Raw genomic sequence first — 23,030 nt, 5'->3', positions numbered from 1 at the left:
CAGGATAAAAATAAAAGGCAGGCTGGCCGTTCAAAAATTTTTACAAACGACAATCAAAATAAACAACCTATTGGGGTTTTTATGCGAAAACATCTTTTTTTGTCCCTGACCACACTATCACTACCGGCATATTTGACGCTCGCGCCAGTGGAGGCCCTTGCCCACGGCAGTATGGTGGTACCGGAGAGCCGCGTTTATAACTGCTACCTTAACAACCCGGAAAACCCAACAGACCCCGCCTGCGCGGCGGCACAAGCCGTCGCCAGCTCGCAGGCATTCTACGACTGGAATGGGGTCAACCAGGGTTCCGCCAACGGCAACCATCGCGACGTTGTACCGGACGGCACCCTGTGCGCCGGCGGCCAGGCCAAATTTGCCGGTCTCGATCTGGCTCGCAGTGACTGGGAGGCGACCCCCATTGCCCCCAAAGCCGATGGAACCTTTGATTTCCAGTTTAAAGGTACAGCGCCCCATGCCACCCGGGACTGGGTGTTTTATGTCACCCGGCAGGGTTATATCCCGAGTGCCCCCTTGAAATGGAGCGACCTGTTTGAGTTTTGCCGACTTGGAAATGTCCCTTTGAGTGCTGATAACCTCTATATTCTCAATTGTCCGCTTCCCCCGGTCACCGGCAAGCACATTATCTACACTACCTGGCAACGCTCCGATAGTGCTGAAGCCTTCTATACCTGCACGGACGTGGTTTTGGGAGATAGCGGCGGCGGCAGCAGCTGGACCGATGAAGGTCCACTCACAGCGCAGACAAACCTCACCGCAAACAGCACCGTCACCCTGAGACTGTTCAACCAATCCGGCAATGACGTGGAAAGTGTACAACATACAGTACTGGACGGCGCTACCAGCGCAGCGGATTGGGCCTACGCCTTTGCCCAGAGTGTCAACAGTCAGTCCCAGTATGCCCGCATCGGTGTGCTGGACCCCAACAATGGACAGATAAATCCAACCCGTTCCGCCAGCGCCAACCGCATTTACACCACAGCCAGTCAGAGCCTGAGCCACGAAATTGATATCCTGCTTTTTGACGGCAATGGCAACCAGTCACCGCGGGCCAGCATCGAAGCCTCGTCGATCACGGTGGAAGGGGCCGGCACCGTCATCATATCCGCCGCAGGCTCCAGTGATCCGGACGGTGACCCGCTAAGTTACACCTGGAACCTGGTTTCCGGAAACCTTGTCAGCCTCAGCAACGATAGTGGTGTTTCAACTACCCTTAACCTGGGTGCGCCCACTCAGAGCCAGACAGTAACCGTTGGGGTAACCGTCAGCGATGGCAGCCTCAGCGATTCAGCCACCATAAACATCCGCCACAATGTCCCCTCTGGCGGCGGTGACAATTACGACTATGTCTACCCCCAGGGCATAGGCAATTATGTGGTCGGACAGACCATCGTCCTTGGAACAGACGGCAATCGCTACCGATGCCGTCCCTTTCCCCACGGAGGCTGGTGTAACATCAACAGCCCTTATCACTATGCACCCGGCACTGGAAGCAACTGGCAGGACGCCTGGATTCGGCTGTAATTTAAATCACTAATGCAAACAGCGATACCTCCGGAGGTGAATCCGGAGGTATCAAAATCAATTGTCGATCACACTTAAAGCTAACGGCTTCTATCGGCGCAGCTGAAGACTGGAAGAGTAACAGCAATTCCCCCAGCATCTCACCACAAAGCCGTAAAACACCGGTTTACGATGCTTTAAAGCTTCTTCGGCACTGCTCCTGATTAATATACCCCTTCAGGACTTTCGCCATATCGCCCCGCATCCGCCAAAATTTTTCAGGAATATAATTTGTCGCAAAGGCTATGGAAGCCTTACACTCCGGAACAACCAGCAGGTAGGCTGTCGATGCCTTATCTGTAACTCCGCCATGGTGCAAAGCCAGCCACTCCTCCTTTGCATCTTCTGTCAGCCGGATAGCCGCAACCCGCCAGCCGAGGGAGTATCGATCAGAATTGATTTCACCATTCCTAAGCCTGGCCGGGGTGGCCATTGCGAGCCGGGCGTCATCCGACAGGAAATCCTCGGGGAAAGTCGCCCTGGAAAGCCTGATCAAATCACTGGGTGTTGAAATAAATCCGCCTCCGCCAAAAAGAAAACTCCTGTCCCGGTTGACCGGAGAAATGGCAAAATTACCATCAGGCTTTATTGCCTGGTAATAGGATGCCTCATGCTCCCTGCCGGCGAGAAAAGTATCCAGCTCAGTGCTCTTCATCCCAAGTTCATCCCACAAGGAGGATTGCAGGAAGTTCACATAATTCATATCCGCTGCGGACTCAATCACAGCGGACAATAAAATATATCCATTGGACGAGTATTCATAGTCAGTGCCAGGGGGAAAAAGCAGGGGATGTGAATCGAAAACATAGAATGCATCAAAGGGGCTTATGTGATCCTTTATATCAACGAATTCGGCCGTATGGCGCTCAGCGGTATTATGGGGAACCCCGGCAATATGGGCGGCAAGCTCGCGGACCGAGAATTGCTGCGTATATTCAGGCTGCTTAACATACTTACTTACTGGAGCCTGTAGATCCACTTGTCCGGAATCCATAAGCCTGGCCAATGCAATTCCCGTCATTGGCTTTGCCAGACTGCCCACAGAGTATTGGGTTTCACGGGTCGCCGGGCGGTTTTTTTCAATATCGGAGAATCCAATTGCCTCGGCAAAAACAATCTCTTCTACCAAGCCTACTGCAACAGAAACAGACGGCAGTTGATATTTTTCTTTTAACTCCTTCATCCTTTGCAGGGTCTCTGCATCAATCGAGCCCTGAGCAACAACAATGGGTGAAACAAAAAAACCGATTAAACCGAAATTAAAGAAAACAAGGCAGCCAAATAGCCTCATATTACTCTCCCACCCCATCGATTTATGGAGGCTAATAAGAACGACCAGAATTTGTCCGAGCCAACTCCTATATTCGATTTGATTTATATTTCTATTACAACGGAGAATAACCTGTGGTGCAGAAGCTAAACTCTAATATAAATACGAATAACCTCTTCCTGTACCGGACAAGCAGCTGCCCAAGTTGAGAGACTGCAGAAACTAGCATGATGCGAATTAACTAGATCAGACAGTCTCCCAATAGCTCATTAGTTGAGCGGACACCAACCCTATTATCTACTCCGACAGTTGCGCTTGATTATTATCATTCCCTTTTTCTACCGAACCGACACCGATATACTGATCCAGGAATGCCAATATCTCGGTATATAGTTCTAAGTTATTTTCTTCGCTGTAAAAACCATGCCCCTCATTGGCGACCAGAAGGCTCTTTGCTGGTTTCCCCTCTTTTTCAAGCTTGCGGAGCAACTGTTTAGCATGCTCCACAGGGACTCGCTCATCCTTTTCCCCGTGAACAATAAATAAAGGCAGGTCGAGTTTATCTGCATTGTGCAGGGGTGAATTTTCTTTCAAGAAATCTTTGTCTTTGGTTAATTCTGACTCCAAATAAGCTAATCCACGATCCCTGCGCTTTATATCACCCTTTGTATACAAAAGTTCCAAATCATATACACCCGCAAAACCGATGGCACATTTGTACAGGCCCGGATATCTTATGGGATTCATCAGGGCAGAATAACCCCCAAAGCTGGCGCCGTAGATACAAATACGATCAGGGTCGGCATAGCCTTCCGCAACCGCCCAATTCACGGCATCGGCAATATCTTTTTGGATTTTTCCACCCCATTCCCTCTCGCCCGCGGTATAAAAATGGTCACCATAACCAGTGGAGCCCCGGAAATTAACCTGGAGTACCAGGTAACCGTTCTGGGACAAAATTTGAGCATCTTGGCTATACTCCCAATAGTCGCGGGAGTGAGGTCCACCGTGGGGCACTACAACCATAGGAAGATCTTCTTTCTGCCCGTCTGGGAAAGTTAAGTAGGTACCTATTCTAAATTTATCGTCAGTGATAAATGACTCAGCCTTCATGGAGTTTAATTGAGCCGGGTCAAGCCAATTCGAAGAAGATATAAGAAAATCTACTTTTTTTGTCTCCGTATTTACCAGGAAGAAATCCCCCGGAAGTCTGTCGCCGTGCACCTCCAAAACCCCAAGTTTTCCATCAGCAGTAAAACTGGTGAACCGAATTCGGAACCCCTCAAAGGCTTTTTTAAGACCGCGAAAATAAGCAGCAAAACCTCCTTCTTCATCAAAAAAAGATTCTTCCGGATAATCCGGATTCAAATAAACCCCTATAGGCCTGTTATCCTTAGGATCCTTTATAATTTCTTCAATATCGGATATCTCATGCTGCAAGACAGGAATAATCTTATTAGCTTTTCTATTGAATTTTACCAATTGTTCAGTTTCATTGAGTCGATTTATTTCAAAATAGATTTCATTGGCGTTTTGATCAATACCTACAGGCCGGCCTCGCCCTAAAATTGGATCATCTACTTTTTCCCAACCATTTTTTAATTTCTTATAAATTTCGTGCTCATTTTTTATGTCAGTACCGTCCGCAAAAATTAGCTTTCCATTACCATCTGTATAGGCACGTCCACCTACTACTGGCAAGTCAGCTACTCGCTTCCTGACTCCATTGTATATGTTGATCTTAAGAACCTCACCAAGGGTTTCCCAATCTCTCGCCCAGGGTGAGGTTGACACCATAATTTCATTTTTTCTATTAAGTAGGGGATCAATGATTGTTGCATGGGCATAGGTAGATTCTGCCCGCTTTATTCTACTTCCTGTTTGCATTTTCCCTGTCAAATGACCAAATATGTTTTTACCGCGAGTTCCATCGTAATTAACCGCATACAGGCTGCCATAGCTAATTGGTGTTTCCAGTGCCGCTTTACGAGACATGACCTCAACAACAACACGCTCGTTATTCGCCCAATAAAAGTCGCCAACTTCCTCTTTGCCACTAAACCGCAGCCCGCCAACGACTTTTAATGGGTCCAATGACATAAAGTAAAGAACTCGCTCTCCTTCATAAAGCTTCTTGACCGCTATATGAGAGCCAGTCGGGGAAATTTTTACTTCCTGTATATCCTGGTGACGCACCAAATCCGATAATGGTACCTGGGCACCAATTGATACAGCAGTCCATAGAAAGGCAACAACAAGTATAAACCTGGACAGTATAGTTCTCATTAGAATATTGACCCGAACCCTAAAATTAAACATTTTAAGCTACCATACAGGCAATATGAATGCAATAAGATCAATGTTTAGGCTCCCTTATCAACCCCATACCCGGACTATTGACTTGTTGGTGCGGACATTCAGGAAGGGAGCCGGGGGCGGCGTAAACTATGGGAATTATTTTCCACCCCTTTCCGGTACGAGTTAATTACCCTACTTTCTACCCCAGTCAGCTTCGTCACCGTCAATGTGAAAGAAGCACTCGAATGGTTTGGCCAAATTCCGAACGGCTGACTTTCCCAGCATTCATCTCTCTTCCCCACTGTAATGACCACGTCGTTATATAGCCTTGAATGTTTAAACTATGGCCGGCTAAAACTTGACTATTAGCGGTGCTTCTGACAAGGCTCTCACTCTCCAAGCAAATTATTAATCTGCAGCTAAAATTAATTCTAAATTTCTTTCTACTAAGTCTGCAGCTCACTGGTATGCAAATTTCTGAGCAGCCCAATACCTGTTAGCAGCAGTGATAGCAATAAGCTCAAAACACCAAAGTATATCAACCAGCGAAATCCCGGCAAGAAAGCGAGCCCAAAGAAACCTCCAGGAACAGCAATCGCTGCTAAGGGTGCACTGATACGGGCTATCCACTTATTGGCAGAGGATAACTTGCTAGAATCAATAAGCAATTGTATTACTATTGATAGTATCACCCAGACACCCGCATGGGCATGCCCCGCCCGCCACAGCGCAAATTGAGCTTCATCCAAGGTTATATTACCGCCAAAACCGACCGCACCTTGAGTGAGAATGCTCAACAGGGTTATCCCACCATACATAATGGTTGGAATCGTAAGTAGTATCACACCCGATACCAACCTGCTCTCTTTGGATAGCTGCATTAGTCAATCCTCATTTTTATCAGTTAACACTCGGACCTGTAGTTTTACCAGGGCCTCTTTACAATCGTTAGCCTTAAGTTAAATAATTTCTTAAAGCTACTCAAGGTTTCTTTAACGAACTTTGTGTGGTCAGATATTCGACCATTTGCGAATACCATGTCAGCAACCTAATCCTACTGACAGACCTGATTATTCATCGTCATACCCAGAAACAAAGAATGTGCGTTAGCAGTTTAAAGTTAGATATTTTCTCACTGTAAGGCTAAGTGATCAGCAAGCTGAACTAAGCGTAATTTGTGTTATTGTTAGTTCCACTTTGCACTAAGCGTTTGCAGTAATTACCCCCAAAAAAACCCATACAACTCAAAGATTCAGCATAGCCTTACCACAATACCGGTAAAAGTGCAATAAAACTTCCATTACAAATCATTACAAGCCATTATCGAGCTGTCGAAAATCCAGCTGCGGCTTTCAGACAGGATCGGATGGAGAGGGTTTCAGCCAATAAGGGGATGGAAGCTTGCCACTGTAACTTTCCCCTGGCACTGCGAGTGACTTCCTTAGCTATGAATAGGCATAAACGGCTCAATGCAATAAGAACAGATCCAAAGCAATCCCAACAAAACTCTACATAGTCTTATCACCGCCAGTAGAAATTTAAACTTAGTTATAGTACTACTGCCAGTTTTGGAGAAGCATATAAAATCTTGAATATCAGTATCCAGCCGATAAAAATTTTTCGGATCTCCATTGATTTATATCAGTTCAAGCAGTTTAAAAAATATTTACGCTACAAGAAATTTTTTGCAAAGTGACATAAGAATTCCGTTATGCAGATACTATCTACAAAAATTTAGCGAGACTTCACCTAAGATCCATTTCCAAATATTTTTGACCTAGGTATTAAATACACTTTGGGGGAAATTTTGACAGAGTCATTCAAACCAATATTGGCGCCGAATCGTATTAATTACGCAAATTTCATCTTGTAAGCAACGATACTGACTTATTCGGGGTTACTTACGCTGTAGATAATACGGTATAAACAAAAAGCCCCTGCGCTGGAAAGCACAATGGGTGGCCCGCCTTGTAGAGAGAATGGCTTCCACTCCGTCAAATTTGCTTGGTCTCTTATCTAAGCGGGGTCGCAATACTATCGACTGAGTCCAATTCACTAACTGAAAATCCAAGGAGAAGGGTAAAAATGTCAATAAAAATAATGCTCGCTCTGGCCCTGATAAGTCTGAGCGCAACGGCACAACAGCATTCTCAACTATCACCAAATTCTGCCCCTATAATCAATATTGACCCGACAACGACAATACAGGCCAATAACGCTGTCACTTTGTCATCTGTTCGGGTAGCCAGCGGATTAACCCGGCCAGTGTATGTAACCCACGATGGAGTAAATTCCGATTGGATATACGTGGTCGAACAGCGCTCCAGCTCCACCGGGCGGGTCAAGATTCTCGACCGGACCAGTGGTGCCCTGGTCTCGACCTTTCTGTCAATCAGCGGTTTAAATACCGGCTCCGAGCAGGGCCTTCTGGGTCTCGCTTTCGATCCGGATTACGCAAATAATGGCTACTTCTTCGTCAATTACACGCAAAATAGTCGGACCTTTGTGACCCGCTATCAACGCTCAAACTTAAATCCACAATTGGCGGACCCAGGCTCCGCGCAAGTGGTATTTTCCATCAGCCAGCCTTTTAGCAATCACAATGGTGGCTGGATAGCATTTGGGCCTGACGGTTATCTGTATATCGCTATGGGCGATGGTGGCTCAGCCGGCGATCCGGCCAATCGCGCCCAGAACCTCAATGATCTGCTGGGCAAGATGTTGCGCATTGATGTCGGCTCCTTGCCCTATTCGATTCCCGTGGGCAATCCATTCGGCGATGAAATCTGGAGCTATGGGCTACGCAACCCTTGGCGCCCCAGCTTCGACCGCAGTAGCGGCGATCTATGGATCGCTGACGTCGGCCAGAACAGCTGGGAAGAAGTCAACTTCCAGCCCGCTTCCAGCAGCGGCGGCACCAACTGGGGATGGCGTTGCTATGAAGGCAACAACCCATTTAATACCAGTGGATGCCCTAGCCCCAGCACCCTGGAGTTCCCTATCTGGGAATACAGCCGCGGCGGCTCTCCTTTTCGCTGCTCCGTTACCGGCGGCTATGTCTATAGAGGTAGCGCTATCCCCTCCCTGGACGGAACCTATTTTTTTGCCGATTACTGCTCCGACCAGATCTGGTCGCTGAAATATGACGGCACCACTCTGTCGGAATTCACCGAACGCACCGGTGAGCTGGCACCCACTGTGGGCTCTATCGATAGTATTTCAAGCTTCGGTGAGGATTATTTTGGCGAGCTTTATATCTGCGATATTGGTGGGGAAATCTACAGGGTAATTTCAAACTAGCAGGACGATCCCCTGGCTCAATAAGCCGAACTTTCAATGAAGACAAGGTTTGCTTTTAAAATATAGCACCCGGCTCGGCACTTCCATAAGGGGCCGGGCCGCTGCTGTGAAGGGGCACGCCTTTGCTGGATAGGTAAATAAGAATCCGCCCAAGGCCCTTAATACCGAATAAATATTCAGTATTTTACCAGCGCCGACCCAAACCACAGGAGATTGCCCGCCCAGGTTAGGGGCTCGATCACTGATTGACTGAAGTGGTTCACATTCATTTCCCTGGACAGGAATTGCTCCTATAGCAGAAAAATATACTGGTCAATGAACGAGCTTATTGCTCTGTTGCTGGTAACCTTGAGAGATTTCCCACTAATAGATAAATACACCGGGTCATCGGCAAGTCGCACAAAGATAATAAAAAGGTTATTCAATCATCAAGCCGAACAGAAACTGTTCAAAACAACCCAGACCTAATATATAGCGTAAAGAATTCCAGTATTTATCTGCGTTCAATTAAAAGGCTGTGAAGCATTCCAACGGGCAATCGTTTAAATCCCAGCTAGCTTTTCACTCCCACCCTGGTTGCAAAACCAACTCCGTTAGGCGTAGAATTCATTTTAAGATATTTGACTATGGATTTGCATTCGATTGCCCTTCATCCTCGTAGTTTGTTGATACCTTGGCTCAGGAAAGTCATCAAATACTATAGATAAAGGTTGTATCGTTCACACGGACGAATTAAAGCAGTTTTATTTATATCCGTTTATACCCCTGGACGACAGATCAGGGTTTTTCCATAAACAATAACTTCGAACTTTCCGAACTATCAATAATTGAACAGTGCGCTACCCGACATCGGCGCAAAAGGACAAAGTATGCCAATCAGGAATTTTCTTTTGGCCTCCATGGCCATTTTACTGAGTGTAATTCTCTCCGGCTGTGGTGGCTCCGGCGGTTCGAATGGCTCCGATACTACGCCCACGCCCACGCCCACGCCCACGCCCACGCCCACGCCCACGCCCGAGCCTGAGGAACCGACACTAGTATCGATTCAGATATCCCCATCACAAGACACCACAGGCAATATAACTCTGGCAAAGGGAGACAGCCAACAGTTTACCGCCCAGGGCAGCTACAGCGACAACAGCACCGCCGATATCACCGACGATGTGGACTGGAGCAGCGATGCTACCGCCATTGCCAGTGTGGACAGCCAGGGTAACGTCACAGCGGTGAGTGCGGGCAAAGCGGCGGTTAGCGCCACCCAGGGAGACATTGCCAGCAATACTGTGATGGTCACTGTACCCCTGGAACAGGTGCAGGATGTCACCCTGGGTTTTGAGGCCGTCAAGCGTTTTGTGTTTGGCTGGACCGATGTGGCCGGCGCCAGCCGTTATCGGCTTATGGAAAACCCCGATGGTATTTCCGGCTTTAGCCCGGTTGGCGAAGAGGTCGTACAGGGTACCGAGACCCTGACACTGGAAGTGCCTCTCTATGCCCGCGCCAATGCGCAATATATGCTGCGAGCCTGTGCGGGCCAGGGCGCTCGGGAAGTGTGTAGCGACTCGGGTATCCTCTCGGTGAGTGACACCCTGGTGGACAGTATCGGTTACTTCAAGGCCACTAATACCGAGACCGAGCGTGACGATCAGTTTGGCTCGTCTGTGAGCCTGAGTGCCGACGGTAACACCCTGGCGGTGGGGGCACCTTTTGAGGACAGCAACTTCACCGGGATAGATCAGGGGCAGATCGATCAGGGGCAGAGCGATAATAGTGCTGTGGAATCCGGAGCTGTGTATATCTTTAGTCGCAGTGCGGGTGGCTGGACCTGGGAAGCCTATATCAAGGCCAGTAATACCGATGCAAACGATCGGTTTGGTACTTCTGTGAGCCTGAGTGCCGATGGCAATACCCTGGCAGTGGGGGCACCAAACGAAGAGAGCAGCGTCACTGGCGTCAACAGTGATGGCCAGAGCAACAATGACTATCTCTTAGTTGGTGCCGTCTATACCTTTACCCGCGATGAAGATGGCTGGGACCAACAGGCCTATATCAAGCCCAGTAATACGGAGGAGTATATGGGCTTTGGAAGGTCTGTGAGCCTGAGTGCCGATAGCAGTACCCTGGCGGTAGGGGCACAAGGTGAATCCAACAATGCCACCGGGGTCGACAACCAGGACCCGTACAATACCGACCTCAATGACTCTGGAGCCGTATATGTGTTTGTTCAGGAAAACGGCACCTGGAAAAAAGATGCCTATATCAAGGCCAGCAATACGGGTTTTGGGGACCTATTTGGTGCGGCCGTCAGTTTAAGTGGTGACGGCAATACCCTGGCCGTGGGGGCATTCAGAGAAGACAGCAGTGCCACCGCGATCGATGGTGACCAACTCGATAATTCTGTCTCGGGTGCCGGTGCCGTCTATATGTTTAGTCGCGATGCAAATGCTGCGTGGACACAGGACGCCTATATAAAAGCCAGCAACACCGGTCAAGGTGACGGATTTGGTGCAGCCGTCAGCCTCAGCGCGGATGGGAATACCCTGGCCGTTGGTGCAAGGCAAGAGGATAGCAGTACTACGGAAACCAGTACTGGGGGAATCGCAGGCGACGGGGATAATAATGATGCCGATGACGCCGGTGCCGTCTATGTGTTTAGTCGAACTGGTACCGGCTGGCAGCAGCAGGCTTATGTAAAAGCCGACGATACCAATGGGGGCGACGAGTTCGGTTGGACTGTCAGTTTAAATGCGGATGGCAACACCCTGGCTGTAGGCGCACGCAATGAATCCAGCGCTGCCACCGGAATCAATGGCGACCAAGAATTTGTGACTGGTGGGGATGGCTTTAGGACCGGCGCCACCTATATTTTTACTCGCAGTGCGGGCAGCTGGTTCCAAAAGGCCTACGTCAAGCCCAGCAATACGAAACAACTGGAAGCATTTGGTAGAGTCAGTTTAAGTGATGACGGCAATACACTGGCGGTGGGGGCACCGTATGAAGACAGCAGTGCCACCGGAATCGGTGGTGATCCGGACAATAGTACTGCTAGAAATTCTGGCGCTGTCTATGTGTACTGAATCTGGATGCTCAGAGGTGGCTGACAGGAGCCGTTAGCTTCCAAAACCCGGCTCTGGGATTTATCGAGCCGGCAACTTGTGCAGTTGCCGGCCTGATAATAGCCACGCTGAAAAAATAGTTGTTAAGTTGGAGCCCGGTATCCCGGGCTCCTTGGGTTTTTCCCTGTGGCAATCACATTCCGCCGGCGAAATAATCAAAAAAGAGTCGGCAGCAGGACTATCTCAGTTAGTGTGAACAGGCCTTAGTAAAGATAGGTTGCGGTTCCGGTGGCAATCAGCTGGTCGGAGTCGTTGCTCAATTCCATACGCGCCACCACCAGCTTGTTACCGGTGCGCAGTATGGCTCCGTTGCAGATAAACTGCTCCCCCTTGCCGGGTTTCAGATAGTCGACACGCATATCGACGGTACCCAGTTTGGACAGCCGCTCGGCTTTCTCTTTCCAACTGATGTCCCCCAGGCGCTGGTAGGCGGCGACCATGGCGGTGAGCCCACCGACGGTATCGAGAGCGGTGGCGATCACGCCACCGTGCAGGATATTCTTCCAGATATTGCCGATCAGTTGCGGACGCTGGGCAAAAGATGCGGAGATGGTGAGCTGGTCCAGGTCCAGCTCCTGCATTTCGAGCCCTATCTCCCGATTGAAGGGAATCTGGTCGAAGAAGCCCTTGACCAGATCCCGAAACTCACTGGGAGACGGCTCGCTCACAGGCGCATCACCCGGTTCAGTCCGTCCAGCGCCGCACTGCGGTAGGCTTCAGCCATGGTGGGATAGTTAAAAGTGGTATTGACGAAATAGTCTATCACATTGTGGGGCGCAGGCTGTTTCATGATGGCTTGGCCGATATGCACGATTTCCGCGGCCTCGGCACCAAAGCAGTGAATGCCGAGAATTTCGTGGGTTTCAATATGGAACAGCAGTTTGAGCATACCCACCCGCTCACCGGAAATCTGCGCCCGCGCCGTGTGCTTGAACAGTGCGCGCCCCACCTCATAGGGCACCTTGGCGGCGGTCAGTTCGGATTCCGTCTGCCCCACGGAGGAAATTTCCGGCAGGGTATAGATTCCCGTGGGCGCATCTTCCACCACGCGGTGGCCGCGACCCGCAATCGCGGCGGCGACCGCGCGACCCTGGTCGTAGGAGGCGCTGGCGAGACTGGGCCAGCCGATCACATCCCCCACCGCATAGATACTGTCGATCTTGGTGCAGTAGTGCTCGTCGACGCTCAACTGGCCCCGGTGATTGGCCTCCAGGCCAACATTTTCCAGGCCCAGGGAGCTGGTGTTGCCGGTGCGGCCGTTGCACCAGAGCAGCGCATCCGCGTGAATGCGTTTGCCGGACTCCATCTCCATAACCACCCCGTCGTCGCCGGGCAGCACCCGGGCATACTCCTCCCGGTGCCGCACGGTTACCCCCATGTCCCGCAGGTGATAGCTGAGGGCATCGGAAATTTCATCGTCGAGAAATTCCAGCAGGCTGCCACGAGTGTTGATAAGGTCCACCTTGACACCCAGGGCGGCGAAAATGGAGGCGTACTCACAGCCGATCACACCGGCACCATAAATCATCATGGAGTGGGGGGTGTGCTGCATCTCCAAAATGGTGTCGCTGTCGTAGACCCTGCTGTGGCAAAAATCCACATCCGCCGGGCGATAGGGCCTGGAACCGGTGGCGATGACGAATCGGCCCGCGGTGATCACTTCAGTGGCGCCATCGGGCAGGGACACTTCCACTGTATTGGCATCGCGAAAATGAGCCGCGCCAGTGATCAGTTCAACCCGGTTGCGCGCATAGCAGCTGGTGTGCATCTCCACCTGATAGGAGATCACCTTGTTGACGGTTTCCATCACCTGCGGAAAAGTCAGGCGGCGCGGCTCGCCCAGGGCGCGAAATACCGGCTGGGTGTTGTAGCGCATCAGCTGCTTTACCGAGTGGCGCAGTGCTTTGGAGGGAATGGTGCCCTTGTGGGTGCAGTTGCCCCCCACCGCCGGGCGCTTTTCGACCACGGCCACACGCATGCCCTTTTTGGCCGCGCTCATGGCCGCCGCCTCCCCCGCGGGGCCGGAACCAATCACTACCAGGTCGAATTTTAATTCTGCCATCAACAAACTCTATGTAAAACGATTCAATCGGTTGCGGTGCCCAGCTACAGTCGCCAGAACCGCTAACCGGCCCGGCGACAAGCCGGCTGCCCCAAGGCTCAGCTCTAATTGTTCAATAGCCTGTCAGGGCATCCTTGCTAAATTCGGTGTCGGCACGCTTCCAATCAATCAGAAGCACCCTTGGTTGCATCGTAAGCCAGCTCTGCACCGGGGGCGGCCTTCTGGCGCCGCTGCTGCTCTTTGCGACACTCGTCGTCATCGCCACCGCAAATCGCGCAATCCTGTTTCATGCCAATATTATTCAGCCCCCCACAGGAGCCCTTGAGGGGCTTGTTCTGCAGAATCGCCCCCAGGGCCATACCGGTTACCACCAGCACCATGACGACAAAGGCAAAAATATAGATTGTCATTCCAGCTACCTCTCCAACTCACTACCTTTCCAAATAGGGTGCAAATGCGCTGCTAAAGCGCTCCTCAAAACCCTCGTCGGTCTTTACCAGCATGAACACTGCCAGACCCTCCCGCTCTGCCAATTGTAATCCCGCCTCGGCGCCCATCACATTGAGGGCGGTGGCGAGGCCATCGGCCTCGGCACAGGTGTCGGCAATCACGGTCACCGATGCCAGCCGGTGTTTCAGTGGCCTGCCGGTCCGGGGGTCTATGCTGTGGGCATAGCGCACCCCGTCGCGCTGGTAGTAGTTGCGGTAATCCCCGCTGGTGGCAATGGATTTTCCGCTCACTCTGATGGGCTCCTGCACCACCCTCCCCTTGGGATTTGGGCTCTCTATACCAACCCGCCAGCTTTGTCCGTCCGGGTTGTGGCCCCGGGTGCGCAGCTCACCGCCTATCTCGACCAGAAAGTTCTCGATTCCCCGGCGCCGCAACAGAGCGGCTACCCGGTCGACACCGTGGCCCTTGGCGATGGCGGACAGGTCCAGCTGTACCGCCCGGGTGCGGGTGAGGAGATCCGGATTCCTCTGCAGTTGCAGGGCATCGGAACCAATCACAGTGCGCAATGCCTCTATCTCGGCCGGGGTGGGAATCTGTTCCGGCTCCGGCTCCGGCCCAAACCCCCACAGATTGACCAGCGGGCCGACGGTGATATCAAAAGCGCCCCCGCTGCGGCGGTAGAGATCCAGTGACAGAGCGACCACATCCGCCAGTGGCGCGCTCACAGGTATGGCCTGGCCGACTTTGGAGCGGTTGAAGCGCATCAATTCCGAATCCGGAATATAGGTGGACATTTCCTGATTGACCGCGCGCAGCTCCGCGTCGACGGCCTGTTGAAGCTTGTCCCGATCCACTTCCGCGGGCACAGCCACCAGGGTGATATGGTAGCGGGTTCCCATGGTGGGCCCGGTGAGCTGCCAGTCCCGCTTGCCGGAGCAGGCGGATAGTAAAATGACCGCGACAGCAGTCCACCCAAGCAAAAACAGGGTCCGCAATAGGGACCCTGTTTTTGTTGTTATCGGCGGATTGACTGCACCTGACAGATGACGCACTCCGCTCAACCTCCGAAGTCATCCAGCAATATATTGTCGTCCTCGACACCCAGGTCCTTGAGCATATTGATGACGGCGGCGTTCATCATGGGGGGACCGCACATATAGTATTCGCAGTCCTCCGGCGCCGGGTGGTCCTTGAGATAATTCTCGTAGACCACATTGTGGATAAACCCGGTGTAGCCGCTCCAGTTGTCCTCCGGCTGCGGATCGGACAGCGCCACATGCCACTGGAAGTTGTCGCATTCGTCCTGGAGGCCGTTGTAGTCGTCCTCGTAAAACATTTCGCGCAGGGAGCGGGCGCCGTACCAGAAGCTGATCTTGCGCTTGGATTTGAGCCGCTTGAGCTGATCGAAAATATGCGAGCGCATGGGTGCCATTCCGGCACCACCGCCGATAAACACCATTTCGTTTTCGGTTTCCTTGGCGAAGAATTCACCAAAGGGACCATAGACCCGGATCTTGTCCCCGGGCTTGAGGCCGAAAACATAGGAGGACATCTGACCCGGGGGCACACCCTCGGTGCGCGGTGGCGGCGTGGCAATACGGATATTGAATTTCACCACGCCCTTCTCTTCCGGGTAGTTGGCCATGGAATAGGCCCGCACCACCGGCTCGTCGACTTTGGATTCCAGATTGAAAAAGCCGAAATGCTCCCAGTCCCCGCGATACTCCTCGCCGATTTCAAAATCGGAGAATTTGACATGGTGCGGCGGCGCTTCCAGCTGCACATAACCGCCAGCGCGGAAGTCCACATTCTCGCCTTCCGGCAGTTTCAGGGTCAGCTCTTTAATAAAAGTGGCCACATTGGGGTTGGATTCCACAGTGCACTCCCACTGCTTCACACCAAACACCTCTTCGGGCACTTCGATTTCCATATTCTGCTTGACCGCCACCTGGCAGGAAAGACGCTTGCCCTCCTTCGCTTCCCGGGGGGTGAAGTGCGCCGCTTCGGTGGGCAGCATATCGCCGCCGCCGGCAACCACTTTACACACACACTGGGCGCAGCTGCCACCGCCGCCACAGGCAGAGGCCAAAAACAAATTGTTGGCCGCCAGTGTCTGCAACAGCTTGCCCCCGGCGGGCACGGTGAGGGTTTTCTCTCCGTTGACCAGTATCTGCACGTCCCCGGTGTTCACCAGGCGCGAGCGGGCGACCAGAATCACCGCCACCAGTGCCAGCACTATGACGGTAAACATCGCTACGCCGAGGATAACTTCGATATTCATACTATTAGACCCCCGCTTATATATCGATGCCGCCGAAAGACATGAAGCCCAGGGACATCAGACCCACGGTGATAAAGGTAATACCCAATCCCTTGAGGCCATCGGGCACGTCGCTGTACTTCATTTTTTCGCGGATGCCCGCCAGGGCGGTAATCGCCAGCGCCCAGCCGAGACCGGCGCCGAAACCGTAAGCGACACTCTCGCCAAAGTTGTATTCCCGCTCCACCATAAACAGGGAGGCCCCCATGATGGCGCAGTTGACCGTGATCAGGGGCAGGAAAACCCCCAGGGCGTTGTACAGAGCGGGGACATATTTATCCAGGAACATTTCCAGGATCTGCACCAGTGCGGCGATAACGCCGATATAGGACAGCAGGCCCAGGAAACTCAGGTCCACGTCCGGATAGCCGGCCCAGGCCAGGGCGCCATCTTTCAGCAGATAGGTGTAGATCAGGTTGTTGACCGGCACCGTGAGGGTCAGGACGACGATGACCGCCACCCCCAGCCCAATAGCCGCCTCGATCTTTTTCGACACGGCGAGAAAAGTGCACATGCCGAGGAAAAAGGCCAGCGCCATGTTTTCGACGAAAACAGCGCGGATAACCAGAGAAATATAGTGTTCCATCCGTCAGGCCTCCTGCGCATTGGTATTGGGGGCTATCTTGAATTCCTGCTCCTCCACCTGGCTGGGTTTCCAGACTCTGATGGCCCAGATAAACAGGCCGATCAGGAAGAAGGCACTGGGCGGCAACAGCAGCAATCCATTGGGCAGATACCAGCCGCCATTGTTGACGGTCTGCAGTATCTCCACGCCCAACAGCTTGCCGGCGCCGAACAGCTCGCGGATCACCGCCAGACCGATCAGAATCACGCTGTAGCCAAGACCATTGCCGAGGCCGTCGAAGAAGCTCTCTTTGGGGCCGTGCTTCATGGCGAAGGCTTCCGCGCGGCCCATGACGATACAGTTGGTGATGATCAGGCCGACGAAGACCGACAACTGCTTGGAAATATCGTAAGCCACTGCCTTGATCACCTGATCCACCAGAATCACCAGGGAAGCGATCACAGTCATCTGCACTATGATGCGAATACTGTTGGGAATCTGATTGCGGATCAGGGACACCAGCACGTTGGAACAGGCCACCACCACTGTGAGCGCGACACACATGACCAGCGTCACCTTGAGGGAACTGGTCACCGCCAGCGCGGAGCAGATACCCAGAATCTGCAGGGCGATGGGGTTGTTGTTAAAAATCGGCTCCAGGAGAATATCTTTGATTTTCACGCTTACGCCTCCCCCGCTCTGAGGTTGTTCAGGAAGGGTCCGTAACCCTCGCTACCCAGCCAAAAATGGATCAGGTGGTCGACGCCCCTGCTGGTCAGCGTGGCGCCGGACAAACCGTCCACTTCGTATTCCGCACCGGGGCTGTCGGGGTCGACACTGCCCTTGATCACGCTCAGCTCCACGTCGCCGGCGCGGTCGTAGACCTTCTTGCCCACCCACAGGGCTTTCCAGTTGGGATTGTCGACCTCGCCACCCAGTCCGGGGGTTTCCTTGTGTTCATAGAAACCCAGGCCGGCCACGGTGTTCAGGTCGCTGTCCAGCGCCAGGAAACCGTACAGCTGGCCCCAGAGGCCATAGCCGCGCACGGGCAGGATGATTTTTTCCAATTTGCCCGCCTTCTCGACCACATAAACTTCCTTGATATTCTCGCGCCGAACTATCTTGGCGATGTCCTGCTCGGGCGTGAGCTTTTCGCTGGCGGAGGCAATCTTGGCCGCGGCGCGACCGCTGCCACCGGGGGGGGGCTCATCGGTGAACTTGCCGGTGTTCAGATCCACATATTTGACCTGTACGTCGGCGAAAGCCTGTTCGACCTCTGCCCTGCCCGCATGGGAATCCTTGAGCAGGCCGGCGGCCATGAGTACGTTGCGCCGCATATCCAGTTCGGCATTGGCCTGCTGGGCCGGCTTCAGTACTACCGCTGCGGTGGAAACGAATACCGAGCAGACGATACAGAGTATCAACGCAACAGTGAGGGTGCCTTTGACGGAATCTTTATTAGCCACGTGCCAACCTCCGTTTTATATGAGACTGCACCACAAAGTGGTCGAACAATGGCGCGAACAGGTTGGCGAACAGAATCGCCAGCATGATCCCTTCCGGAAACGCCGGGTTGACCACACGGATCAGCACCGTCATGACACCGATCAGGATGCCGTAATACCAGCGGCTGACATTGGTCATGGCGGCGGATACCGGGTCGGTGGTCATAAAGATAAGGCCGAACGCAAAGCCTCCCACAACCAAGTGCCAATACCAGGGCACGCTGAAGAAGGGATTGCTGTCGGAACCGATGAAGTTGAACAGCGTGGCGGTGGCCATCATCCCCAGCAGGGTGCCGGCTACGATCCGCCAGCTGGCGATCTTCATGCTCATGAGGATGACACCGGCAATCAGAATCACAAGGGTGGAGGTCTCACCGATGGAGCCGTGCATATTGCCGAAGAAGGCATCCCACCAGGTCAGGGGACCACTAGCGGTATTGATGACACCATTCTGTACACCCTCGCTGGCCAGTACAGACAGGGCGGTGGCCCCGGTATAGCCGTCCACCGCGGTCCAAATTGTATCGCCGGACATGGAGGCCGGATAGGCAAAATACAGGAAGGCGCGGCCGGTCAGTGCCGGGTTGAGGAAGTTCTTGCCGGTACCACCGAAGACTTCCTTGCCGATCACTACACCGAAGCTGATGCCCATGGCCACCATCCACAGCGGCAGGTCCGGGGGACAGGTGAGTGCAAACAGGATCGAAGTTACGAAAAAGCCCTCGTTGACTTCGTGACCGCGGATAGCGGCGAACAGAACTTCCCAGATACCACCGACAACAAAAGTCACCAGATAGATGGGCAGGAAAAACATGGCCCCGTAGACAAAATTGTCCCACAGGCTGGCCGGGTTATAGCTGGTCAGCGCGCCAATAATGGCGTGGCGCCAGCCGTCAAACTCGGCGGTACCTCCCGTCTGCAGGGACTGGGCGATAATGGTGTTGGCCTGGTAGCCCACATTCCACATGCCGAAGAAGGCCGCCAGCATGGCGCAGGCCCAGACCGAAATCATAATGCGCTTGAGGTCGATGCCATCGCGCACATGGGCAGTGGTTTTGGTGCGCTCGGCAGGCTGAAACAGTCCCGTGTCCACGGCCTCGTACAAGGCAAAGAATTTTTCGTACTTGCCACCTTTGTGGAAGTGCGGCTCGAGAGAATCCAGAAATTTGCGCAACATTCTCAACCCTCCTTCTCAATACGGGTCAGGTTGTCCCGCAAAATCGGGCCATACTCATATTTGCCCGGGCAGACAAATGTGCACAGCGCCAGGTCTTCTTCATCCAGTTCCAGCGCACCCAGCTGTTGGGCGGTGGCAGTGTCACCGACAATCAGCGCGCGCAGCAGTTGCGTGGGCAGCAGATCCAGCGGCATGACCTTCTCGTAAGTGCCAATGGGAACCATGGCCCGCTCGGAACCGTTGGTGCTGGTGGTGAAGTCGAACTTTTTGTTCTTGAACAGGCGCGAAAGGTAGATCGGCAGTATGGAGAACCGCTTGTTACCGGCGCGCAGATAGTGCAGGAAGGGGCGCTCGTAGCCTTCAACCAGAACGCTCACCTGGTTGTCGTAACGGCCCAGGTAGCCCAGTGGTCCGGCGGCAGTGCGACCGCCAAAAACGGAACCGGACACCAGGCGGTTGTCCCCCTCCTTCAATTCTCCGGCAGTCAGTTCCGCCAGGCTGGCACCCAGGCGGGTGCGCAGCAGGCGCGGCCTGGTCACCTGCGGACCTGCCAGAGCCACCACACGATCGGTGAACAGGCGCCCGGTAGTGAACAGCTTGCCCACCGCGATGACGTCCTGATAGCCGATGGTAAACACGCTGCGGCCTGGCTTCACCGGGTGCAGAAAGTGAATATGGGTACCCGGCAGACCGGCGGGGTGAGGACCGGCGAATGTCTCGCGGCGGATGCGGTCTGAGTCAGGGACTGGAATATCGGCATCGGGAGCGGTGCAGACAAAGGTCTTATCCGCCAGTCTGGACAGAACCTCCACACCCCATACGAAGGCATCGCGGTGTTGCGGGATAATGACCGCCGGGTCCGCCGCCAGTGGGTTGGTATCCATCGCGTTGATAAATACCGCCGAAGGTTTTACGTCGGTAGCCGGTACCTTGCTGTAAGGGCGGGTGCGCAGCGCGGCCCAGAGACCGGACTCAACCAGGTTGTCCCGCACCTGTGCGTCGGTGAGGGTCTTGAGTTCACTGGGGGAGTAGGAGCTAAACTCCTCCGCCGCCTCGCCGTCCACCTCAATCACTACCGACTGCAGTACGCGGCGGGCACCCCGGTTGATCGCCACCACCTTGCCGGATGCAGGCGCTGTGTAGCGCACACCTTCGGTCTTCTTATCGGTAAAAAGCAGCTGTCCGAGCTTGACGCTATCCCCCTCGGCCACTGCCATGGTCGGCTTCATCCCGTGGTAATCGGGGCCGAGCACGGCAACAGTCCTGGACGCAGGGGCATCGTGGATGACCTGCTCGGGCGCGCCGGATATGGGTAAATCCAATCCCCGACGGATCTTTCTCATACGCCTATGCCTAAGTTTCTAGTTTGTAAAACATGCGAAACTGGCTTTGGCGCAGCCGACATCCGGGGGCCGGGTATACCGTGAAGGCACAAAACCAGATTCGGGAATTCTCGCTCTTTGAGGACTTAAACCGCTGGGTCCACTGACCGGACCTTGAGGAAGCGAACTTCTCGGCGCACGGTGGCCCCGCTAAAATCGCGCGCATTATAAAGATCGGCCCGGATCTTTACCAGTGCGGAAGCGGCCAAAATGACTCGGACAAGGGAATTTTTCTGGGTAAAAACAGGCACTTGGGGCTGTGCCCGGGGTGGGAAACGGCGGTGCAGTCACCGCCGCAGTTCACGGGGCTGGCCAGGGCCGACGAGAGACCAGGGCCACCCCAACAGTCACACTTTGCCCGTCGCCGGATCAGTCCTGCAGCGGGAACAGCTTGTAGCGGACGCCGGCCATGTCCTCCAGGCAACGCACCACCTGGCAGCTGTAGCCAAACTCATTGTCATACCAGCAGTAGAGTACCGCATTGTCGCCGTCCACTATGGTGGCGATTGAGTCGTACACACAGGCACGGCGGGATCCGACAAAATCGCAGGACACCACTTCCGGGGAGTTGGTGTAGTCGATCTGCTGGCGCAGCGGCGAGTGCAGCGCCACCTTGCGGATATACTCGTTCACCTCATCCTTGCTGGCCGCCCGCCCCAGGCGCAGATTCAGTATGGCCATGGAGACGTTAGGAGTCGGCACCCGGATAGCGTTGCCGGTCAATTTGCCCTTCAGCGCCGGCAGCGCCTTGGCCACCGCCTTGGCGGCCCCGGTTTCGGTCAGCACCATATTCAGTGCAGCGGCGCGACCGCGGCGCTCGCCCTTGTGATAATTGTCGATCAGGTTCTGATCGTTGGTATAGGCGTGCACCGTTTCCACGTGACCGTGTTCGACACCAAACTCATCCATCACCGCCTTCAGCACCGGGACAATGGCGTTGGTGGTGCAGGAAGCCGCGGACAGTATCCTGTCATCCTCGGTAATGTCATTGTTGTTGATGCCGTAGACGATATTCTTTATATCGCCCTTACCGGGCGCGGTCAGCAGCACCTTGGACGCCCCCGGGCACTCCAGATGCCGCCCCAGCCCCTGCTCGTCGCGCCACACTCCGGTGCTGTCCACCACTATCGCATCCTTGATGCCGTACTGGGTGTAATCCACTTCCGCCGGGGAATTGGCATAGATAATCTTGATCTCGTTGCCATTGCAGATCAGGGTGCTGGTGTCCTCGTCCACGCGGATGGTGCCCTTGAAGGCACCGTGCACGGAATCCCGGCGCAGCAGTGAGGCGCGCTTGACCAGGTCGTTGTCCGCCTTGCCCTTGCGCAACACTATGGCCCGCAAGCGCAACACGTCACCACTGCCCGCCTTTTCCACCAGCAGCCGCGCCACCAGGCGACCGATGCGGCCAAAGCCGTAAATCACCACGTCGCGGGCCTCGGGGATCGGCTTGCCGGCACCTTCCGCCCCGGACAGCTCCTCGCGCACGAAGTCGTCGACCGACAGTCCGCGATTATCCCGCATATACTTGTTGGTCAGAGTCCCAAGGTCGATATGTACCGGCCCCAGACCCATCTTGGAAATAGCCTCCAGCACGGGAAAAGTCTCCCATTCGGACAGCTCATTCTCCTCCACCTGCCGCACGAAACGGTGCGACTTCATGATGTCCAACACCGAGCGGTTGACCAGATTGCGGCCGTACATATAGATGCCGACATTGCGCTCGCGGTTGAGCTTACCGATCATCGGGATCATGGTCTCGGCCAGCGCTTCGCGCTCTTTCCAATCCTTGAAGAAGTCAGCGGGCTTGGGTCGCTTCTGAGTCACAGTCGGACACCTCTGCATGGTGGTTTATAGGAGGAAAATTTCCGCCTTTCGGGGCTGGCCCGAGTGCGTGGCTGCGCATTATCAGCATTCCCCCAAAGGGGCGCAAGCGGGGGAAAAAACGCCCGCAAATTGTAGTAAAACTACCGACCCGCGCCCCCCTGGAAAGCCCCCCGCAGCACT

General features: G+C 53.8%; 17 protein-coding genes. 3 read left to right on the top strand and 14 right to left on the bottom strand.

Annotated elements, in window-relative coordinates:
- Window positions 1-81 precede the first annotated feature (81 nt).
- A complete protein-coding gene (locus ABVT36_RS05350; RefSeq protein WP_368455610.1) occupies window positions 82-1,542 on the top strand; it encodes a lytic polysaccharide monooxygenase in 1,461 nt (486 codons plus the stop codon).
- A 166-nt stretch (window positions 1,543-1,708) separates the two neighbouring features.
- Here ABVT36_RS05350 and ABVT36_RS05345 read toward each other — a convergent pair whose 3' ends face one another.
- The 3 genes from ABVT36_RS05345 to ABVT36_RS05335 form a co-directional block, all read right to left on the bottom strand.
- A complete protein-coding gene (locus ABVT36_RS05345) occupies window positions 1,709-2,872 on the bottom strand; it encodes a serine hydrolase domain-containing protein (RefSeq protein ID WP_368455609.1) in 1,164 nt (387 codons plus the stop codon).
- 276 nt (window positions 2,873-3,148) lie between these two features.
- Window positions 3,149-5,137 carry an alpha/beta hydrolase family protein gene (locus ABVT36_RS05340; RefSeq protein WP_368455608.1) on the bottom strand — a complete coding sequence of 663 codons (1,989 nt, stop codon included), beginning with the start codon at window positions 5,135-5,137 and terminating at the stop codon, window positions 3,149-3,151.
- A 458-nt stretch (window positions 5,138-5,595) separates the two neighbouring features.
- A complete protein-coding gene (locus ABVT36_RS05335) occupies window positions 5,596-6,030 on the bottom strand; it encodes a hypothetical protein (protein WP_368455607.1) in 435 nt (144 codons plus the stop codon).
- Window positions 6,031-7,414: 1,384 nt separating this feature from the next.
- On the opposite strand from ABVT36_RS05335, the gene ABVT36_RS05330 reads away from it, so the two are divergent.
- Together ABVT36_RS05330 and ABVT36_RS05325 are read left to right on the top strand one after the other, a co-directional pair.
- Window positions 7,415-8,449 carry a sorbosone dehydrogenase family protein gene (locus tag ABVT36_RS05330; protein ID WP_368455606.1) on the top strand — a complete coding sequence of 345 codons (1,035 nt, stop codon included), beginning with the start codon at window positions 7,415-7,417 and terminating at the stop codon, window positions 8,447-8,449.
- An 869-nt stretch (window positions 8,450-9,318) separates the two neighbouring features.
- Window positions 9,319-11,523: an Ig-like domain-containing protein gene (locus ABVT36_RS05325; RefSeq protein ID WP_368455605.1), complete on the top strand. Its 2,205-nt coding sequence runs from the start codon at window positions 9,319-9,321 to the stop codon at window positions 11,521-11,523.
- A 242-nt stretch (window positions 11,524-11,765) separates the two neighbouring features.
- On the opposite strand, the gene ABVT36_RS05320 is transcribed toward ABVT36_RS05325, so the two are convergent.
- The 11 genes from ABVT36_RS05320 to ABVT36_RS05270 form a co-directional block, all read right to left on the bottom strand.
- A complete protein-coding gene (locus tag ABVT36_RS05320; RefSeq protein ID WP_367148722.1) occupies window positions 11,766-12,230 on the bottom strand; it encodes a thioesterase family protein in 465 nt (154 codons plus the stop codon).
- On the bottom strand, window positions 12,227-13,624 hold the full coding sequence (gene sthA / locus ABVT36_RS05315; protein WP_368455604.1) for a Si-specific NAD(P)(+) transhydrogenase: 1,398 nt from the start codon (window positions 13,622-13,624) through the stop codon (window positions 12,227-12,229). Before sthA ends, ABVT36_RS05320 begins: the two co-directional genes overlap by 4 nt.
- A 164-nt stretch (window positions 13,625-13,788) precedes the next feature.
- Window positions 13,789-14,034, bottom strand: a complete 246-nt coding sequence (nqrM, locus tag ABVT36_RS05310; RefSeq protein WP_368455603.1) for a (Na+)-NQR maturation NqrM — start codon at window positions 14,032-14,034, stop codon at window positions 13,789-13,791.
- Window positions 14,035-14,055: 21 nt separating this feature from the next.
- Entirely contained in the window at window positions 14,056-15,054 is a 999-nt protein-coding gene (locus ABVT36_RS05305) for an FAD:protein FMN transferase (RefSeq protein ID WP_368455602.1), read from the bottom strand.
- Between the two features lie 77 nt (window positions 15,055-15,131).
- Complete coding sequence (gene nqrF, locus ABVT36_RS05300) at window positions 15,132-16,355, bottom strand: NADH:ubiquinone reductase (Na(+)-transporting) subunit F (RefSeq protein WP_368455601.1); 1,224 nt, start codon at window positions 16,353-16,355, stop codon at window positions 15,132-15,134.
- Window positions 16,356-16,371: 16 nt separating this feature from the next.
- A complete protein-coding gene (nqrE, locus tag ABVT36_RS05295) occupies window positions 16,372-16,980 on the bottom strand; it encodes an NADH:ubiquinone reductase (Na(+)-transporting) subunit E (RefSeq protein WP_368455600.1) in 609 nt (202 codons plus the stop codon).
- Between the two features lie 3 nt (window positions 16,981-16,983).
- Entirely contained in the window at window positions 16,984-17,640 is a 657-nt protein-coding gene (locus ABVT36_RS05290; RefSeq protein ID WP_367148728.1) for an NADH:ubiquinone reductase (Na(+)-transporting) subunit D, read from the bottom strand.
- A 2-nt stretch (window positions 17,641-17,642) separates the two neighbouring features.
- A complete protein-coding gene (locus ABVT36_RS05285; RefSeq protein ID WP_367148729.1) occupies window positions 17,643-18,425 on the bottom strand; it encodes a Na(+)-translocating NADH-quinone reductase subunit C in 783 nt (260 codons plus the stop codon).
- Window positions 18,418-19,641 (bottom strand): NADH:ubiquinone reductase (Na(+)-transporting) subunit B, encoded by a 1,224-nt coding sequence (locus tag ABVT36_RS05280; protein WP_368455599.1) that lies wholly within the window; start codon window positions 19,639-19,641, stop codon window positions 18,418-18,420. Before ABVT36_RS05280 ends, ABVT36_RS05285 begins: the two co-directional genes overlap by 8 nt.
- Before the next feature lie 2 nt (window positions 19,642-19,643).
- Window positions 19,644-20,984, bottom strand: coding sequence for a Na(+)-translocating NADH-quinone reductase subunit A (locus ABVT36_RS05275; protein WP_368455598.1), 1,341 nt, complete (start codon window positions 20,982-20,984; stop codon window positions 19,644-19,646).
- A 408-nt stretch (window positions 20,985-21,392) separates the two neighbouring features.
- A complete protein-coding gene (locus ABVT36_RS05270; RefSeq protein ID WP_368455597.1) occupies window positions 21,393-22,850 on the bottom strand; it encodes a glyceraldehyde-3-phosphate dehydrogenase in 1,458 nt (485 codons plus the stop codon).
- Window positions 22,851-23,030 lie beyond the last annotated feature (180 nt).

The organism is Microbulbifer sp. TYP-18 (genome assembly GCF_040932045.1).
In the GTDB taxonomy this organism is placed as follows: domain Bacteria; phylum Pseudomonadota; class Gammaproteobacteria; order Pseudomonadales; family Cellvibrionaceae; genus Microbulbifer.
This window is presented reverse-complemented; position numbering and strand designations above follow the sequence as displayed.